This is a genomic window from Streptomyces sp. NPDC001401 (assembly GCF_042895385.1).
In the GTDB taxonomy this organism is placed as follows: Bacteria; Actinomycetota; Actinomycetes; order Streptomycetales; family Streptomycetaceae; genus Streptomyces.
Genome location: NZ_JBIAWI010000006.1, coordinates 229195 through 246361 on the forward strand (window position 1 = coordinate 229195; position 17167 = coordinate 246361).

At 69.6% G+C, this 17167-nt stretch carries 16 protein-coding genes; 8 read left to right on the top strand and 8 right to left on the bottom strand.

Translation table 11 applies throughout. The annotated features are described in order from the left end of the window. Positions 1-137 precede the first annotated feature (137 nt). The 3 genes from ACFY10_RS22255 to ACFY10_RS22265 are packed head-to-tail and all read left to right on the top strand — an operon-like array spanning position 138 to position 5893. Positions 138-2492, top strand: coding sequence for an alpha-L-fucosidase (locus ACFY10_RS22255; protein WP_390667111.1), 2355 nt, complete (start codon positions 138-140; stop codon positions 2490-2492). Beyond that, positions 2485-4332: a family 20 glycosylhydrolase gene (locus tag ACFY10_RS22260; RefSeq protein WP_390666900.1), complete on the top strand. Its 1848-nt coding sequence runs from the start codon at positions 2485-2487 to the stop codon at positions 4330-4332. The genes ACFY10_RS22255 and ACFY10_RS22260 overlap by 8 nt, the downstream gene beginning before the upstream one ends. A 19-nt stretch (positions 4333-4351) precedes the next feature. Beyond that, positions 4352-5893, top strand: coding sequence for an alpha-L-fucosidase (locus tag ACFY10_RS22265; protein ID WP_390666901.1), 1542 nt, complete (start codon positions 4352-4354; stop codon positions 5891-5893). 68 nt (positions 5894-5961) lie between these two features. On the opposite strand, the gene ACFY10_RS22270 is transcribed toward ACFY10_RS22265, so the two are convergent. From ACFY10_RS22270 to ACFY10_RS22290, 5 genes are all read right to left on the bottom strand, one after another. Beyond that, entirely contained in the window at positions 5962-6579 is a 618-nt protein-coding gene (locus ACFY10_RS22270) for a hypothetical protein (RefSeq protein WP_390666902.1), read from the bottom strand. 82 nt (positions 6580-6661) lie between these two features. Next, a complete protein-coding gene (locus ACFY10_RS22275; RefSeq protein ID WP_390666903.1) occupies positions 6662-7279 on the bottom strand; it encodes a DedA family protein in 618 nt (205 codons plus the stop codon). A gap of 23 nt (positions 7280-7302) precedes the next feature. After that, complete coding sequence (locus tag ACFY10_RS22280) at positions 7303-7833, bottom strand: MaoC family dehydratase (RefSeq protein WP_390666904.1); 531 nt, start codon at positions 7831-7833, stop codon at positions 7303-7305. A 47-nt stretch (positions 7834-7880) separates the two neighbouring features. Continuing rightward, positions 7881-8786, bottom strand: a complete 906-nt coding sequence (locus ACFY10_RS22285) for a helix-turn-helix domain-containing protein (protein ID WP_390666905.1) — start codon at positions 8784-8786, stop codon at positions 7881-7883. Positions 8787-8945: 159 nt separating this feature from the next. Next, positions 8946-9188: a DUF397 domain-containing protein gene (locus ACFY10_RS22290; protein ID WP_123969107.1), complete on the bottom strand. Its 243-nt coding sequence runs from the start codon at positions 9186-9188 to the stop codon at positions 8946-8948. Positions 9189-9437: 249 nt separating this feature from the next. Here ACFY10_RS22290 and ACFY10_RS22295 point away from each other — a divergent pair, with 249 nt between their 5' ends. Together ACFY10_RS22295 and ACFY10_RS22300 are read left to right on the top strand one after the other, a co-directional pair. Further along, entirely contained in the window at positions 9438-9986 is a 549-nt protein-coding gene (locus ACFY10_RS22295) for an ATP-binding protein (protein ID WP_390666906.1), read from the top strand. Between the two features lie 344 nt (positions 9987-10330). Continuing rightward, complete coding sequence (locus ACFY10_RS22300; RefSeq protein ID WP_390666907.1) at positions 10331-10639, top strand: protease inhibitor I42 family protein; 309 nt, start codon at positions 10331-10333, stop codon at positions 10637-10639. 62 nt (positions 10640-10701) lie between these two features. On the opposite strand, the gene ACFY10_RS22305 is transcribed toward ACFY10_RS22300, so the two are convergent. From ACFY10_RS22305 to ACFY10_RS22315, 3 genes are all read right to left on the bottom strand, one after another. Continuing rightward, positions 10702-11217: a hypothetical protein gene (locus tag ACFY10_RS22305; RefSeq protein WP_390666908.1), complete on the bottom strand. Its 516-nt coding sequence runs from the start codon at positions 11215-11217 to the stop codon at positions 10702-10704. 31 nt (positions 11218-11248) lie between these two features. Then, complete coding sequence (locus ACFY10_RS22310; RefSeq protein WP_390666909.1) at positions 11249-12358, bottom strand: C1 family peptidase; 1110 nt, start codon at positions 12356-12358, stop codon at positions 11249-11251. A 391-nt stretch (positions 12359-12749) separates the two neighbouring features. Beyond that, a complete protein-coding gene (locus ACFY10_RS22315; protein ID WP_390667112.1) occupies positions 12750-13796 on the bottom strand; it encodes a LacI family DNA-binding transcriptional regulator in 1047 nt (348 codons plus the stop codon). Between the two features lie 220 nt (positions 13797-14016). Here ACFY10_RS22315 and ACFY10_RS22320 point away from each other — a divergent pair, with 220 nt between their 5' ends. The 3 genes from ACFY10_RS22320 to ACFY10_RS22330 are packed head-to-tail and all read left to right on the top strand — an operon-like array spanning position 14017 to position 17144. Next, the gene (locus ACFY10_RS22320) at positions 14017-15309 is read left to right on the top strand and encodes an ABC transporter substrate-binding protein (RefSeq protein ID WP_390666910.1); all 1293 of its coding nucleotides are present in this window, start codon (positions 14017-14019) and stop codon (positions 15307-15309) included. 6 nt (positions 15310-15315) lie between these two features. Continuing rightward, complete coding sequence (locus ACFY10_RS22325) at positions 15316-16236, top strand: carbohydrate ABC transporter permease (protein WP_390666911.1); 921 nt, start codon at positions 15316-15318, stop codon at positions 16234-16236. Beyond that, the gene (locus tag ACFY10_RS22330) at positions 16233-17144 is read left to right on the top strand and encodes a carbohydrate ABC transporter permease (RefSeq protein ID WP_390666912.1); all 912 of its coding nucleotides are present in this window, start codon (positions 16233-16235) and stop codon (positions 17142-17144) included. Before ACFY10_RS22325 ends, ACFY10_RS22330 begins: the two co-directional genes overlap by 4 nt. Positions 17145-17167: the final 23 nt, after the last annotated feature.

Genomic DNA, 17167 nt, shown 5'->3' on the forward strand with positions numbered 1-17167 from the left:
GCGTCGGTCGGCCACGGCACCTTCGCCCGCAGGTCATCCGATCAATGGGGTAACTCCCGCCAGATCACGCCCCATTGACAGGCATCAGGGGCCACCCAATCATCAGACATCGGATGAATCGGGAGCCGCTCATGAGTATGAGTCCCTGTCCAAGACGTCAGGTCCTGACTGCCGCGGCCGGAGCCGCCGCCGCGGCCGCCCTGCCCCTCACCGCCGCGACCGAGGCGCACGCCGCCGAACCGGTCGACGCCCCTGCCGGATCCCCCCAGTGGGTGCCCGTCCCCGCCCCGGTGCCCGTCCCGCTCGACAGCCTCTACGACAACGACGGCATCGACACCGCCTCCGCCGGCGGCGGCGACTTCGACGGCTCCGGCTACACGTTCCCGGGCGAGGAACTCCCCGCGGGCCGCGTCGAGGTCGACGGCATCCCCTTCCTCTTCCCGGCCGCGACGGCGGGCGCCAAGAACAACGTCGTCGCGCTCGGCCAGCGCATCGAACTGCCCAAGGGCCGCTATCTGTCGGCCGTCTTCCTCACCGCCGGCAGCTACGGCAACGCCTCCGGCAAGGCCACCGTCCACTACGCCGACGGCTCCACGAGCACCGCCGGTCTCGGCGGCGCCGACTGGTACTCGGCGGGCGGCTCCCTGTCCGCGCCCTACCGCTACAAGCCGGACGGCAGCAAGGACGAGCACGGTGTCGGCATCGGCACCTCGGAGGTGTGGACCGACCCGCAGCGCGAGGCCGTCGCCGTCACCCTGCCGGTCACCAACCCGGCCGAGGCGAACAAGGCCTCCCTGCACATCTTCGCGCTCTCCCTCCAACCCGTCGCCCAGGGACGGGCGTTGGCCCTGCGGGACGCCCGCTCCACCCACTCCCTGCTGCCCTCCACCGGCGCCCAGAGCATCGAGGCCACCGTCGTCAACGCGGGCACCGTCGCGATCCTGGCCGCCGACGACGTGTCCGTACGTGTCGACGTCCCCGGCGCCCGCACCGTCGAACCCGCCCGCATCCGCCGCCTCGATCCCGGCGAACAGGCCCGCGTCCGCGTCGGCATCCGCAACCGCACGGGCACCGCACCCGGAACGCAGCGGGACGGCTCGGTGGCGGTCGCCGGACGCGGCGCTCAAGTCGCCGTACAAAAAGGCCGGTTGACACTCGGCACCGCCGACTACCAGCCCACCGAGGCCTCCCTCTCCGGCCACCAGGCCCCGTACTGGTTCCAGGGCGCCAAGTTCGGCATCTTCATCCACTGGGGCGTCTACGCGGTGCCCGCCTGGGCGCCGGTCGGCAAGCAGTACGCCGAGTGGTACTGGGACCAGATGCAGGACCCGAACAACCCCACCCACGCCTACCACCGGGACACCTACGGCGAGGACTTCGCCTACGACGACTTCATCCCGCGCTTCACCGCGCAGAAGTTCGACCCGCGCGCGTGGGTGGAGCTGTTCCGGGACGCCGGCGCCCAGTACCACGTGCTCACCTCCAAGCACCACGAGGGCTTCGCCCTGTGGGACACCAAGGTCTCCGACCGCAACGCCGTGAAGCTGGGCCCGAAGCGGGATCTGGTCAAGGAGCTGTTCGAGGCGTCCCGGCGCTATGCCCCCGAACTCCACCGCGGCCTCTACTTCTCGATGCCCGAGTGGTTCAACCCCGACAACCCGTGGATGGGCCACGCCCCGCGCAATCCGTACACCCTCGAGCCGGTCCCGTACACCGGATACACCGCGGGCAAGGACTACGTGAAGGACTACCAGGCCCCGCAGCTGCTCGAGCTGATCCACGGCTACGACCCGGAGCTCATCTGGTGCGACATCGGCGGCGTCAACGACAGCCTCCACGTCCTCGCCGAGTACTTCAACCACGCCAAGAACCGGGCCCGTCCGGTCGACGTGACGGTCAACAACCGTTCGGGGATCGCCTTCCACGACTTCACGACGCCCGAGTACACGACGTACGAGAACACGGTCGTCGCCAAGTGGGAGTCCAGCCGCGGCCTCGACCCGTTCAGCTACGGCTACAACAGCGCGACACCCGACGACGCCTACATGACCGCCGAGGAGGTCGTGCACAGCCTCGTCGACATCGTCTCCAAGAACGGCAACTTCCTGCTCGACATCGGCCCGCGCGCCGACGGCACCATCCCCCAGATCATGCAGACCCGGCTGCGCGAGACGGGCGCCTGGCTCGAGGTCAACGGCGAGGCGATCTACGACACGACGTACTGGTCGCGGATGGCGCAGCTGGGCGACGACCTGCGCTTCACGGTCCGCCCCGACCAGGCCTTCTACATCCACTCCCTGACCCGGCCGGGCGCCAAGCTCACCGTCGAGGCACCTGTGCCGGTCCGCGCCGGCGACAGGGTGACGATGCTCGGCCACGACCGGCCCCTGACCTGGACCGTCAGCAAGGGAGCACTGGTGATCGACGTACCCGAGGCAGCCCGGAAGGCGGGACAGCACGTGTGGGTGTTCAAGGTGGAGTGGCATGGGTGAGTTCAGAAAGAGACTGCTGCGGCTGCTCGGCGCCGCGGCTGCCCTGACGCTGCTGGTGGCGCCGACCTCGGCGGTCGCGCAGGACCGGCCGAAGGCGCCGGTCACCGTGCCGGCGCTGAGCAACTGGGCTGCGGAAACCGGCAGTTACCAGTACGGCAAGGGCGTACGGCTGGTGGCCGACAGCCCGGCCGAGCGCCGTGTCGCGGACACCCTCGCCGACGACCTGCGCGCGGCCGGCCACGGCACCGTCCCGGTCGTCCGCGGCGGCGCCCGCACCGGCGACATCGTGATCGACGTACAGCCCGCGACGACCTCACTCGGCACCGAGGGCTACGAACTCCACGCCGGCCGACGGCTTTCGGTGACCGGCGCCACCGAGACCGGCGCCTTCTACGGCACCCGCACCGTCCTCCAGCTCCTCGCGCAGGGCGACCGGATCCCCGCCGGGCGGACGGTCGACGTGCCGCGCTACAAGGAACGCGGCGTCGGCGTCTGCGCCTGCTACATCCACATCACGCTGCCCTGGCTGGAGAACCTGGTCCGCGAGATGGCGTACAACAAGCTCAACCAGCTGCTCGTCGAGCTGAAGGTGAAGAGCGACGCCCACCCCGAGGCCAACACCTGGGGCTACTACACCAAGGACGAGATCCGCCGGCTCGTCGCCCTCGGCGACAGGTACCACGTCGAGATCATCCCGGAGATCAACTCCCCGGGGCACATGGACCCGTGGATCGAGAGCCGCCCGGACCTGCAACTGACCGACTCCGACGGCAACAAGCAGCCCGCCCGCCTCGACGTCACCCAGCAGGCCGCCTTCGACTACTACACCAGCCTGATGGACGAGTACGCGCAGGTCTTCACCGCGAAGTCCTGGCACATGGGCGCCGACGAGTACATGCTCGGCTCCGACTACTCCAAGTACCCGCAGATGCTGCGCTACGCCCAGGACAAGTACGGCCGGAACGCCACCCCGCAGGACGCCTACATCGACTTCATCAACCGTGTCCAGGCCTACGCCGCGAGCAAGGGCAAGCAGCTGCGTATCTGGAACGACGGCCTCACCGGCGCCAACACCGTCCCGGTGGCCGCGGGCACGACGGTCGAGCACTGGCTGAACGTGACCACGAAACCCAGCCAACTCATTGCCCAGGGCTACCCGTTGATGAACGCCGCCTACTCGCTCTACCTCGTCCGCGGCGGCTTCCACAGCGACACCGAGTCCCTCTACGACCAGAGCTGGGACCCGCGCAGCTTCGAGGGCGAGAAGCTGACCTCCGGCAAGGGCGTCACCGGCGCGAAGATCAGCCTCTGGCCCGACAACGGCCGCGGCGAGACCGAGAACGAGGTGGCCGTCGAACTCTGGCCCGCGCTACGGCACATCGCCCAGGCCACCTGGGGTGATCCCCATCCCGACGCCACCTACGCCGAGTTCACGGCGCGTGGTACGGCCGTCGGGCACGCGCCCGGGTGGCGGGACCTGACGCGGCTTCCGGTGGCAAACGGCACGTACACCTTCCGTACCACCGGCGCGTCCTTCGAAGCCGACATCACCCGCACCGCCGACGGATACGCGACCGTGCGCACCGCGGACGGCTGCCTGGAGGTGAGCGGCGGCAAGCTCACCCTCAACGTGCCGCTCCAGCCCGGCGTCGAGGCGACCTGGAAGAACTGCGACCCCGCCGACACCCTGCAGCGCTGGCAGCCGGCCCCCGCGGCCGACGGCTTCCACCTGGTCAACGTGATCACGCAGATGGCGCTGACCGTGACGGACGACGGCCGGCCCGTGCAGTACCCGCCGGACCAACGCACCCCCGCCGTCTGGCACCTGACCGCACCCTGATCCGAGGAGTGGACCTCGTATGGCCCTCTCGAGACGTCTGTTCGTCACCTCGGCCGCCGCGCTGGCCGCCACCGGCCTGCCCGCGCTGCCGGCCTCGGCGGCCCCACGGCCCGCCGATTCCCGCTACCGCATCCCCGTCGGCCCCGACGACACCCCCGACGAGCTGGTCCGCAAGGCCTCCCAAGTCCGGCCCACCGCACGGCAGATCGCCTGGCAGGCCCTGGAGCGGACCGCGTTCCTGCACTTCGGCGTGAACACCTTCACCGGCCTGGAGTGGGGCACCGGCGACGAGGACCCGAACGTCTTCCAGCCCGCCGGCCTGGACACCGACCAGTGGGCCCGCGCCCTGCGCGACGGCGGCTTCAAGCTCGCCATCCTCACGGTGAAGCACCACGACGGCTTCGTGCTCTACCCGTCCCGCTACACCAACCACACGGTGGCATCCAGCAGTTGGCGGAGCGGCCACGGCGACGTGCTGCGCTCGTTCGCCGACTCCATGCGCCGCCACGGCCTCAAGGTCGGCGTCTACATCTCGCCCGCCGACGAGAACCAGTACCTGCACGGCGTGTACGCCAACGGCAGCGCCCGCTCCACCCGGACCATCCCGACCCTCGTCGACGGCGACACCCGCTCCCCGGACCGCGTCTACACGCTGGACGCCACCGACTACGGCGCCCACATGCTCAACACGCTCTACGAGGTGCTCACCGAGTACGGCCCGGTCGACGAGGTCTGGTTCGACGGCGCGCAGGGCCGCATCCCGCCGGGCAAGGTCGAGGACTACGACTGGGACAGCTGGTACTCGCTGGTCAGGTCATTGGCCCCGGACGCGGCGATCGCCGTGACCGGCCCGGACCTGCGCTGGGTCGGCAACGAGGCCGGCACCGCGCGGGAGAACGAGTGGAGCGTCATCCCGGTCAAGGAGAACCAGTACGGGCGCACGGACTGGGCGCTGTCGTACGACACGCCCGACGAGGGCAGCCGCAACGCGCTCGTCACCGCGCAGCCGAACACCGACTACCTGCAGTGGTGGCCCGCCGAGTGCGACGTGTCGATCCACGACGGCTGGTTCTACCACCCCGACCAACTCCCCAAGAGCGTCGACGACTTGATCGACATCTACTTCGGTTCGGTCGGCCGCAACTCGGTCCTGCTGCTCAACGTCCCGCCGGACACCGACGGTCTGCTGGCGGACCGGGACGTGGCACGGCTGCGCGAGTTCCGCGAACGCGTGGACCGCGAGCTGCCCGAGGATCTGGTGCGAGGAGCCCGCACCACCGTCTCGCCGGGGCAGGTCGCCGTCGACCTCGGCACGGAACGGGAGGCGGACCGCATCCGGCTGGCCGAGGACATCCGGCACGGTCAGCAGGTCGAGAGCTTCGTCGTCGAGGCGTATCGCGACGGCGCCTGGACGCAGGTCACCGGGGCCGGAACGATCGGCGCGAGCCGCATTCTGCTGCTGTCGACGCCCGTACGGGCCCGGCGGTGGCGGCTGCGGGTGACGGGATCCCGGGGCGCCGTACGGATCGCGGAGTTCGGGCTGTACCGATCTCGAGTCTGAGGAGGACCTGGAACGGGGCGGTCACCAGGGCGTCGGCGGCCTGGTGACCGTTCCTTCGCCGGCGGATGTCATTGCGCAGGCGTCGCGACATTCGGTCGGCGGGCGAGGAACACACTGGCGGCGATGATCCACAGCCCGGACGCGAGGAACGCGAAGAATCCGGCGAACGGAATGAACATCAGCACCCCGAGGACGATTCCGGCCCACCCGAGCCAGCGCGGCAAAGGAGTTCCGCTACGGGCTGTGTTCAGACCGGCGGCGAGCAGCATGACGGCAATTCCGCCGACAAAGGGAATGAAGAAATCATTGCTGATGGCATTCATGGCCTGAAAGGCCTGCCCGCCGACCCGCCGTTTGTCGCTGGCGTCGACCAGGGCGAGCGCGATGCTCGCCGCGGCCCAGAAACCGGCGGCCGACAAGATCCCGCCGGCAAAGGCGACTTGGGGCAGCCAGCCGTGCCGGTCGGTCTCGGCGAGGTGGTGCCGCAGGCTTCCGGCGAAGAACACCAGGACCGCTCCGGCCAGGATCAGCAGATACAGGGCGGTGCCCTGGCGGGCGTCGTGCTGGTGGTAATAGAGCTTGATCTGCGGGCCGGGATCCCCGATGTCCGGTGACGATCCGCCCACCCCGAAAGCGATCGCGATCAGCACAACGGCCACAATGCCGGTGAATGGTCCGAGGCGCATCGGAATCCTCCGATCCGGACATTCGGATACCTTTTTTATGCTTCCATGCAACTCGGGGCCCTGCAACTCGACCGGAATGCAGTCACGAGTGCTCCCGGTGGTGCCGGCGGTAAAGGCGTATACGCCAGACGACGAGGCACACGATCACAAGCCCGGCCGTCGCCAGAGCGACGGTCCGGCCGACCAGGCTCACGGCGCGCTCGTAGGCGGCTCCCGCGGCATAGCCGAGGAGGGCGTTGCCGACGCCCCAGATCAGGCCGGCCAGGGCGTTGTAGAGCAGGAAGCGGCGGTACGGCATTTTCGACGCGCCCGCCATCGCCGGGACGAGGGACCGGAAGAAGCCGACGAAACGGCCGACGAACACCGCCGCCGGGCCGCGCCGGCGGATCAGGTCGCGCGCCTTGTCCACGCGCTCGGCGCGCCGGCGCAGGGGGCGGCGGTCGAGGAGCGGCGGTCCGAGCCGTCGGCCGATCTCGTACCCGACGCTGTCCCCGGCGATCGCCGCGAGGACGACGGCGACCATCAGCCAGACCAGGTCGACGCTGCCCTGCCGGGCCAGTGCACCGCCGATGATCACAGCGGTCTCGCCCGGCAGGACGAACCCGAAGAACAGCGCGTCCTCGGCGAACACCATGGCTGTGACCACGACGTAGACCACGGGTCCGGACAGATCGGCGAGCCAGTCGCCAAGAGCGTGCATCTGCCGACCCCCTTCTCTGCCGGTTACGAGTACCCGGCAGAGGCGGCCTCGCCCGCGGCTGTCCGGCGCAGCAGAAAGTTCACCGCGGTCATGGTCAGGACCGGCTCGCCGAGCTGGTTGAGGACCTCGATTCCGGTGTGCACGAGTCCGCGGTCCGGCTTGGAGCGGGAGGGGCGGCTCTCCCGGACGGTCGTGCGCAGGCAGAGGCTGTCGCCGGGCCGGACCGGCCGTACCCAGCGCAGTTCGTCGATGCCCGGGGAGGCCAGGCCGCCCACCTTGCTGATGTAGTGGTCGGCGTACAGCCGCATCATCACGGCGCAGGTGTGCCAGCCGCTGGCGATCAGCCCCTGGTACGGGCCCCGCAGCGCGGCCTGCGGATCGATGTGAATGCCCTGCGGATCGAACTCCCGGGCGAAGCGGAGGATGTCCTCCTCGGTGACGGTGATGCTGCCGTAGACGTAGACCGCGCCCGGCACATAGTCCTCGAAATAGCGGTCCTCGATGGGTACGGCGAAGTCCGCGTCGCTCAGTGTGGTGGTGGTCGGTGCTGTCATCCGCGCACGATAGCCGCCGGGTGGGGCGACCTCGCGGCGCGGCGGGCTCAGATCTCCTTGAGGACCTGTTCCAGGAAGGGCACCGAGTCCACGGCCGGCGAGGCCACCAGGCTGAGGCGGTCCATGACCGCGAGGTAGTGGTCGACCTCCTCGGGCTTGTCCAGGTACAGGGCGCTGGAGAGCTGCTCGAGGTAGACGACGTCCGGCAGGTCCGGAACGGGGAAGCGCAGCACGGTGATCGGCCCGCCGGCCGCCGCGTGACCGCCGACGTGGAAGGGCAGCACCTGGAGCGTCACGTTCGGCCACGCGGCCGCCTCGATGAGGTGCTGCAGCTGGGCCCGCATCACCTCGGCCCCGCCGAGCGGACGGCGCAGCGCCGCCTCGTCCACCACCACCCACAGCTTCGGCGCGTCCGGCCTGGAGAGCAGCGCCTGCCGGGTCATGCGCAGCTCGACCCGGCGCGCGATGGCGTCCGGGGAGGTGATGGGGTGGCCGAGCCGGATGACGGCCTCGGCGTAGGCGGGGGTCTGCAACAGGCCCGGGACGAACTGGACTTCGTAGGTGCGGATGAGGGAGGCGGCCTCCTCCAGGCCCAGGTGCTGCTCGAACCAGTTCGGGAAGGCGTCTCCGTACGCCCGCCACCAGCCGGGTTCGTTGGCCCGCCGCACCGAGTCCAGGAACTCCTGGCGTACGGCAGGGTCCTGGACGCCGTACAGCGTGAGCAGGTCGGTGATGTCGCGCTGTTTGAAGCCGACGCGGCCCAGCTCCATGCGGCAGAGCTTGGCGTCCGAGGCGCGTATCGCCGAAGCGGCCGTGTCCCGGCTGATGTCGAGGGATTCGCGCAGGCGGCGCAGGCGGGTGCCGAGCATGATGCGCTGCACGGTCGGCCCGCCGCGGCGCAGGCTCAGGACGTCGACACCGGAGGGAATGGGTTCTCGCTGAACTGCCGTCATGGTCATCCCCTCGGCCGCCGCACCGGCTGCGTCTGCATGTATTCGGGACTCAACCAAGGAGGGTAGCACCGAGGCGTCGTACGGCTGCGGTGCGTGAAGGGGCCGGAAGGCGCCGGCCGTCGACCGGCGCCTTCCGGTTGTCCGCGGGTGTGCCCGACCTCAGCCGGCGGGGAGTAGGCCGTCGAAGTCGCCGTCCTTCACACCGCGGACGAAGGCGGAGATCTCGGCGCTGGTGTAGACGAGCGCCGGACCTTGGGGGTGGCGGGAGTTGCGGACGGCGACGCTGCCGTCCGGGAGAGCGGCGAGCTCGACGCAGTTGCCCTCCGGGTTGCTGTGGTGGCTCTTGCGCCAGACCGCTCCTGCCAGCTCGGTGGCAGGCATGCCGTTGCTCACGTGCTGCATCTGATCCTCTTTGAGATGAAGTCGCGTTGAGGTGGACGGTGACTCGTGGTCGGCGCTGCAATTGCATCCTCAATTGCATCCACGGGTGGTGTGCGGGACGATAGCGCCCGGCGCCCGCTGCTTGCAAGATCGTCTGCAATTGCAGCGGTAATTGCCGATGCACTTGCGTACGGACTGGCGGACGTAGCACGATACTTCGCACAGGTGTAGCGCTCGGTTGTTCTCTCCGCAGGGGTACCAGGGGTCGCGATGTCCGCAGAGCAGGTCGCAGAACCGGTCAACCCCCTGCGAATCGAGGCGACTTGGCAGTGGCTGTGCCAGGCCGTGGACCACATCGGCCGCCCCGGACCCGGGCTGAGCTTTCCCCTCGCCTCCAGTTCCGAGGACGGGCCCGGCCCCGCCCACTGCTCGGTGCTCGTCGTACCGCCGATTGCCCAATCCGCCCACATCGCCCGCGACTTCACGCGGACCACGCTCGTCGACCGGGCCGCGGACGAGCGCGTCGAGGACGTGGCGGTGACCGTGTCGGAACTGGTGAGCAACGCCCTGCGCTACGGCCAACCACCGGACGGCGAGGACGAGTTGCAACCGGCGCTGTGGCTGGCGTACTGGGACCGCTGGTCCTGCGCCGTGTGCGCGGTCACCGACGAGAGCGACCTGATCCCCGTCGCCGTGCAGGCCGATGAGCTCGCGGAGTCGGGACGGGGACTGCAGGTCGTCTCGGTGCTGAGCGACGCATGGGGGTGGAACCCGCGGACCGTGGGCGGAAAGGTCGTCTGGGCCCTGTTCCGGCTCTGACGCCGCGGCTGCCCGTTCCGCGGGCTTTCCCTCAGGCCTTGCGGCCGAATCCGCACGGCGCGTCCGCCCCGGCGGGGGAGCGGCCCGCGTCGATGGGCGAGGAACTGGCGGATGCCTGCCTCGGCGGCGAGGCGGCGCACCGCCCGGACCAGGAAGCGCCGTTGGAGGCGGGCGAACCGCGCGATGTCGGCACCGGACGAGTCCCTGGCTTCCGCGGTACGACAACGACCGTACGCGGGTTCCTGTTGCGTGCCCGCGACCGGCGATCCGGCCGTCGCTGCGGCTGGCCAGGACCCGGAAGGCGGGGTACACCGATAGGACCAGAGCCGAGGAGGTGCGGTCCCGTGGGTGAAGTGCACGTGTCGGCGCAGGACGGCGAGGTGCGCGTGGGACTCGGCGACGACCTTGTGGTGCGGCTGGCCGAGAACGCCACCACCGGGTACCGGTGGCACGTCGAGGGTCTCGAGGGCGGGCTGGAGGTGGCGGCCAGCGACTACGCGCCGCCGGAAGACCTGGCGCCGGGCGCCGGAGGCACCCGGGTGCTGCGGCTGCGGCCGACCAAGGCCGGTGAGGGACGGCTGGAGCTCGTGCTCAGGCAGCCGTGGGGCGACGACGTGGCCGACCGGTACGCGCTGCGCGTCACCGTCGAGTGACGCGCGAGGGGCCGCGCCCGGCACGATCGGACGCGGCCCCTCGCCGAGCAGGGTGACAAGGGCTACAGCAGATAGATCTCGTGGACCAGACCGTCCGCCTCCTCACGGAAGGAGATCGGCCGGCCCGTCTGGCGGGCCTGGGAGGCCAGCGTCGTCAGCGCGGTGAACGCCCAGTCGCTGCCGTTGAAGATCTTCTTCCAGGCGCCGCCCTTGACGTGCAGGAAGGCGTTGCGGGTCTGGTTGATCGACCACATCGCGTCGACGATCGCGTTCTGCGTCCAAGTTCCCGTGACCGCCGTGGCGGCCTGCGCCGCCGCGAACGCCTGCAGGTCGCCGCGGAGTTCGGGCGTGATCGTCGGCCGGGCCTCGCCGGACGCCGACTGCTCGAACCGCGCGACCATCACATCGCTGGCCGGCTTGCCCGGCGCGGAAAGCGCGCTGCCGTTCTGGCCGACGTCCACACCCGGCGGCAGCAGTACGGGCCGGCCGGCCTCGTCCTGCTCGGCCGCGGAGCGGACCGCCTGCGTCGTGGGTGGCTGCTGCTTCGGCTGCTTGGGGCCGCTGTTCTGCGGGCTCATGTCGTACTCTCCTCTCCCTGGTTCCGCGGTCTCACCAGGCATAGATCTGCTGGACGCTGCCGTTGTCCTCGTACAGGCCGACCTTGGCGCCGTTCGCCTTGGACGCGGCGAGTTCGGCGAGCATCGCCGAGTCGGTCGCGCCGACGGAACCGTTGAGGCTCAGCCAGCCGCGCAGCTCGCCGTACGCCCACACATTGGCGTCGGCCTCGTTGCTCCACAGCGCGAGGATGCGCTGGTCGGGCAGCCAGTTGTGGATGAACGTGCCGAGCGCCGCCACGTTGTGCCAGGTCTCGATGCCGCACTCGCCGTAACCGATGCGGAAGAAACCCTGATCGCCCCAGCCCGGACCCCAGCTGTTCTTGCCGATCCAGCACTGCTGCGCGTCGTCGTAGCCGACGAGCGTGACGCAGTGGCCGCCCGCGAGGTCACCGGTGCGGTGCCGGTAGACGCCGCTCGAGTAGCTGAAGAAGTCCTGGTAGACCAGGAAACAGGCGGTGATGGAACCGTAGTTGGCGATGTTCTCCTTCATCGCCGCCGGGTTGTTGGTGACCGACTGCCAACTGCGGATCTTCACCAGCCGGTTGGGCCAGTCGGCGTTCAGCTTCGAGGCGTCCTGGTCGCCCGCCGTGTACGGGAAGTACTCCTCGATGGTGATGCCGTTGTCGCGCGCCTGGTCGGCGAGGGGCTCCGGGAACCAGCCGTTGCCGCAGTTCCGGCCGGCCTGGCGGCCGTAGTAGTAGAACGCCTGCGCCTCGGACAGGTCGACCGGGAGATACGGCGCGCCGTAGCTGTAGCGCGTGACGTGCTCCATCATGCCCACGGTGCCGAACGCCACGCAGGAACCGCACGAGCCCTGGTTCTTGACCGGCGTCGTGTAGTTCACGCCGCCGATGTTGCGCAGGTCGAACGCGGCGGGCGCGCCCACCGAGTCGGCGGTCGCCGCCACGGCGGCCGCGATGTTGCTCTGCTTCGCGCTCTCGATCGCGGAGCGGTCGCCGGACTCGACGGGGACACCGAGGCGCACCACACGCTGCTCCTCGGTGAGCGCCGTCATGCTGGTCGTGGTCATGTGCCACGGATTGCCCGCCTGGTCGAGTACCGACCTGAGGTGGTCGAGGTCCAGCGGGTCGTTGACAGGCATGAGGAACCCTCCTTCGTGCTCGGGGCGTGTCGGTGCCCCTGCCGGCCGCTGCAGGGCGGGCAGGGCAGGGCGGAGCGCGACCGGGCCCGGACGGGGCGGGGGCGCGTCCGTGACGCCGTGCGGGCACACAACGCCGCACGGCGGGAAGCGGTGGGGACTACGAAAAGGCGGGGCGCGCGGTGCTGACGGCGCTGCTCGCCGGATCACGCCTGGGTGAGATCACATTCTCTGAGAGGCTTTCACAGCCGTACCCCCGTAGATGAGCGACAGCGTGGCAACCCCCGGTGCTCCGCGGCTGTCGAGAGGCAGCTAAGCAGAGAACCGGGGGGTCGGGAATACGCCGGGATGCGGGTACCGCAAGGGAGAGACACCCTTCCTCTTGGCCGCCGGATCAGGCCCCCCGCGCCGCCCCCGTGCTGTCCCGCACGATCACCCGAGGCACCGGCACCCGAACCGTCCGCGCGGGTCCGCCGTCCACCAGCGCGGTCAGCTCCCTGGCCGCCGTACGCCCGAACTCCACGCTGTCGCGGGACAGGGCGGACAGCCAGGGCTTCACCATGCGGCACAGGGCCGAGTCCTCCCAGGCCACCACCGACACGTCGGCCGGTACGGAGTAGCCCAGTTCGGTCGCGGTGGCCACCCCGGCGACGGCCATCACGTCGTTGTCGTAGATCAGGGCGGTCGGGGGAGCGGGGCGCTGCAGGACCCGGCGGGTGACGGCCGCGCCCTCCGCGTCCGAGTAGTCGGTGGTCACCGACTCCACCTCGGACAGGCCCCGGCGCTCGGCCTCCGCGCGCAGGGTGCGGATGCGGCGCTCGGTGTGGGCCAGGCCCGGCAGCCCGGCGATGTGCACGATCCGGCGGTGGCCCAGCGTGTGCAGCTCGTCCACCACCGAGGCCATCGCGCCCGCGTCGTCCGCCCACACCGTCGACAGGCCGGGGTGGCGTTCGTCGGGGGCGCCGCCGATCACCACGGCGGGCAGGCCGAGTTCGTCGAGCAGGTCGGGGCGCGGGTCGTCGGTGCGCGGGTCGACGACCAGGACGCCGTCCACGCGGTGCTCGGCCCACCAGCGCCGGTAGACCGCGCACTCGTCGGCCACGTCCTCCACCACCTGGAAGAGCAGGCCGAGATGACGCTCCGCCAGCACCTCCTGTATGCCCGAGACGAGTTGGAGGAAGAACGAGTCCACCCCGAGCGTGTCCGCGGGGCGGGCGAGCACGAAGCCGACCGTGGCCGCGCCCTCCCCGGACAGCTGGCGGGCCGCCGCGCTGGGCCGCCAGCCCAGCTGCTCGGCGACCCGGCGCACCCGGTCGCGGGTGATCTCGGAGACGCCGGGACGGCCGTTGAGCGCGAAGGAGACAGCGCTCTCGGAGACACCGGCGCGCTGCGCGATGTCCTTCATCGTCGGCCTGCGGGCCGGGGAACGCTTGGCCGGCACGTTGCGCCCCATTTCTGACAGGTTGCAGCTAATGCGCTTGAGTGTGAGAACCCTAAAGCGCATTAGCGATGTCTGGCAAGTTTTCATCTGTACCCCTCTGACCTGCACTAATGAAGAGGGAATTTCTTTAGTTGCAGCCAATCCATTGACTTCCCCGGAAGGCCGCGGGCATGGTCCCAGGCGTCACCGCCACCGACACTCCCAGGGGAGCCGTGTCACCGTGCCCACATCCCGCAGAACATTCGCCGCTGTCGCCGTCTCCGCACTCCTCCTGCCGCTGAGCGCCTGCGGCTCCGGGAGCGACAGCGGGAGTCCGGGCGACGCCTCCGGCAAGATCGAGGGCGACATCACCTTCCAGACCTGGAACCTCCGCGCGAACTTCAAGTCGTACTTCGAGGGCGTGATCGCCGACTTCGAGAAGAAGTACCCGGACACCCATGTGAAGTGGGTCGACCAGCCCGCCGAGGGCTACGCCGACAAGATCAGCGCCGACGCGGCCGGCGGCACCCTGCCCGACGTCGTCAACGTCTCCCCGGACCTCGTCGCCCCGCTCGCCAAGGCCGGCCTCGCCCTCGACCTCGACAAGGCCGCCGCGAAGTACAAGAAGGAGTACCTGGCGGGCGCCTGGGCCAGCCACCAGATACCGGGCATGACCGGGACGTACGCCTTCCCCTGGTACCTCAACACCGGGCCGCTCTTCTACAACAAGTCCCTGTTCAAGAAGGCCGGACTCGACCCCGACCAGCCCCCGAAGACGTACGACGAACTCTTCGCCGACGCGTTGGAGCTGGCGAAAAAGAGCGACGGCAAGGTCGCCACCCTCGCCAACGTGCCCACCATCGAGGACTTCGGCCGCTACGGCGTCGAGCTCATGAACAAGCAGGGCACCGCCTTCACCTTCAACGACGCCAAGGGTGTACAACTCCTCGCCAAATACAAGGAGTTGTACGATGCGAAGGCTCTCGACCCGCAGGCGCTGACCGCCACGCCCGAGTCGTCCGGCAAGAAGTTCCTCACCGAGGCCGTCGCCATGAACCCCGGCAGCGCCCTCGACCTCGGCAACTTCAAGAAGAACGCGCCGAACCTGTACAAGAACATCGGCATCACCGACCAGATCACCAGCACCGGCCACGTCAACATGTACGTCATGGGCGTCATGGTCAACTCCAAGACCAAGCACACGCCCGCCGCCGTCGCCTTCGCGCACTGGGTCACCGACGCCGAGCACCAGATGTCCTTCGCCAAGAAGGTCGCCATCTTCCCGAGCACCGCCGGCTCGCTGGACGACCCGTACTTCACCAAGGAGGACGGGACCGACGAGACACGGGTGCGCATCGCCGCCGCCAAGTCGCTCAAGAACGCGGTCAATTACACGCCCGTCCTGTTCAGCGAGCAGATGAAGACGGCGCTGCGCAACGAGGTCGCCAAGGCGCTGCAGGGCAAGGAGAGCCCCAAGGCGGCTCTCGACAACGCTGTCAAAGCCTGCAACACGCTGCTCCAGCAGCAGGGGTAGCGCGCGATGGCCACTTCTGCCGTGTCCCGGGTGCGGCGTGCGAGGGGAGTGAGGCGCGTGCGGCGCCAACTTCCCGCCAGCCCCTGGCTGTTCGCCGCCCCCGGGCTGCTGATCACCGGCGCGTTCATCCTGTACCCGTTCGTCTCCACGCTGCTCAACGCCTTCACCGACCGCCGCACCCTGATCCCGGGCACGTTCGTGGGCCTCGCCAACTTCCGCGCACTGCTGCACGACGACATGTTCTGGATCGGGCTGCGCAACAGCACGCTCTACGTTCTCGGGGTCGTCCCCGCGCTCGTGATCCTGCCCCTGCTGCTCGCGCTGCTGGTGCAGAAGAACATCCCCGGTATCACCTTCTTCCGGTCCGCCTTCTACACCCCGGTCGTCGCCTCGATCGTCGTCGTCGGACTGATCTGGGTCTGGCTGCTCGACGAACGCGGCCTGATCAACTCCCTGTTGGAGACCGTCGGCGTCGGCCGGGTCGGCTTCCTCAGCGACCAGTGGCTGCTCCTGCTGAGCGCGATGGCCGTCACGGTCTGGAAGGGCCTCGGCTACTACATGATCATTTATTTGGCAGCGCTGGCGAACGTGCCCCGCGAACTGCACGAGGCCGCCGCGGTCGACGGCGCGGGCGCGTTCCGCCGCTTCCTCAGCGTCACCGTCCCCGCCGTCCGCTCCACCATGGTCCTGGTCGGCGCCCTCTCCTCGGTCGCCGCCTTCAAGGTGTTCTCCGAGGTGTACCTGATGGCGGGCCCGAGCGGCGGACCGGCCGGCGAGGACACCACCCTCGTCATGCTCGTCCAGCGCACCGGCACCGGCCTGACCGGCCGCGTCGGCTACGCCTCCGCCATCTCGGTCGTCGTCTTCGTCGTCACCGTCGCCCTGATGCTGCTCGTGCTGCGCGCCGACCGGAGGGAGGAGAGGTGAGCGTCGTCGAGAAGGTACGACCCGTGCAGGCGCCGGCTCCCGCACGGGAGCCCCGCGTACGCGTCACCGACGAGCACGGCCGCCGTATCCGGGTGTGGGAACTCGCCCTGCGCTACGTTCTGTTGCTCGCCGTACTCGCCCTGACCGTCGGCCCGTTCCTCTGGCAGCTGTCCACCTCGCTCAAAGGCCCGACCGAGGACATCTACAGCTCTCCGCCGAGCTTCCTGCCCGGCCACCCCACCCTGCACAACTACGAACGGGTCGCCGACACCATTCCCGTCTGGGACTACGCGTTCAACTCGCTGAAGGTGGCCACCGCCAACGTCGTGACCAACTGCGTGGGTTCGGCCCTTGCCGGCTATGCGCTGGCGCGACTGCGCTACCGGGGACGGAGGGCGGCCACGCTGGTGTTCATCCTGGCGATGCTCGTGCCCGTCGAGGGCATCATCATCGCCCAGTTCACCACCATGCGGGAGCTGGGCCTCAACAACACCCTGGTGGGCGTGGTGCTGCCGGGCTGCATCGGCGCCATGAACGTGCTGCTGATGCGCAACGCCTTCCTCAACCTGCCGTACGAGATCGAGGAGGCGGCCTACGTCGACGGCGCCAACGTCTGGCAGCGGTTCCTGCGCATCGCGCTGCCCGCGGTGAAGGGGACTCTCGCCGTCGTCGCGATCTTCGCCTTCATGGGCGCCTGGGACGACTTCCTGTGGCCGCTGATCGTGCTGAGCGATCCCTCCAAGTTCACCCTGACCATCGGCCTCAACTACCTGCACGGCACCTTCGCCAACGACGAACGGCTCGTCGCCGCGGGCACGGTCATCGCCGTCGCACCGCTGATCGCCCTCTTCGCCTGTCTGCAGCGGTACTTCTTCCGCGGGGTGGGCGAGGGGGCCGTGAAGGGCTGACCTCCCCTGAGCTCAAGGACTTC

Excerpts from the sequence above, each read along its gene's own strand:
- ACFY10_RS22255 (WP_390667111.1), top strand. The coding sequence starts at position 138 with ATGAGTCCCTGTCCAAGACGTCAGGTCCTGACTGCCGCGGCCGGAGCC.
- ACFY10_RS22260 (WP_390666900.1), top strand. The coding sequence starts at position 2,485 with ATGGGTGAGTTCAGAAAGAGACTGCTGCGGCTGCTCGGCGCCGCGGCT.
- ACFY10_RS22265 (WP_390666901.1), top strand. The coding sequence starts at position 4,352 with ATGGCCCTCTCGAGACGTCTGTTCGTCACCTCGGCCGCCGCGCTGGCC.
- ACFY10_RS22270 (WP_390666902.1), bottom strand. The coding sequence starts at position 6,579 with ATGCGCCTCGGACCATTCACCGGCATTGTGGCCGTTGTGCTGATCGCG.
- ACFY10_RS22275 (WP_390666903.1), bottom strand. The coding sequence starts at position 7,279 with ATGCACGCTCTTGGCGACTGGCTCGCCGATCTGTCCGGACCCGTGGTC.
- ACFY10_RS22280 (WP_390666904.1), bottom strand. The coding sequence starts at position 7,833 with ATGACAGCACCGACCACCACCACACTGAGCGACGCGGACTTCGCCGTA.
- ACFY10_RS22285 (WP_390666905.1), bottom strand. The coding sequence starts at position 8,786 with ATGACGGCAGTTCAGCGAGAACCCATTCCCTCCGGTGTCGACGTCCTG.
- ACFY10_RS22290 (WP_123969107.1), bottom strand. The coding sequence starts at position 9,188 with ATGCAGCACGTGAGCAACGGCATGCCTGCCACCGAGCTGGCAGGAGCG.
- ACFY10_RS22295 (WP_390666906.1), top strand. The coding sequence starts at position 9,438 with ATGTCCGCAGAGCAGGTCGCAGAACCGGTCAACCCCCTGCGAATCGAG.
- ACFY10_RS22305 (WP_390666908.1), bottom strand. The coding sequence starts at position 11,217 with ATGAGCCCGCAGAACAGCGGCCCCAAGCAGCCGAAGCAGCAGCCACCC.
- ACFY10_RS22310 (WP_390666909.1), bottom strand. The coding sequence starts at position 12,358 with ATGCCTGTCAACGACCCGCTGGACCTCGACCACCTCAGGTCGGTACTC.
- ACFY10_RS22325 (WP_390666911.1), top strand. The coding sequence starts at position 15,316 with ATGGCCACTTCTGCCGTGTCCCGGGTGCGGCGTGCGAGGGGAGTGAGG.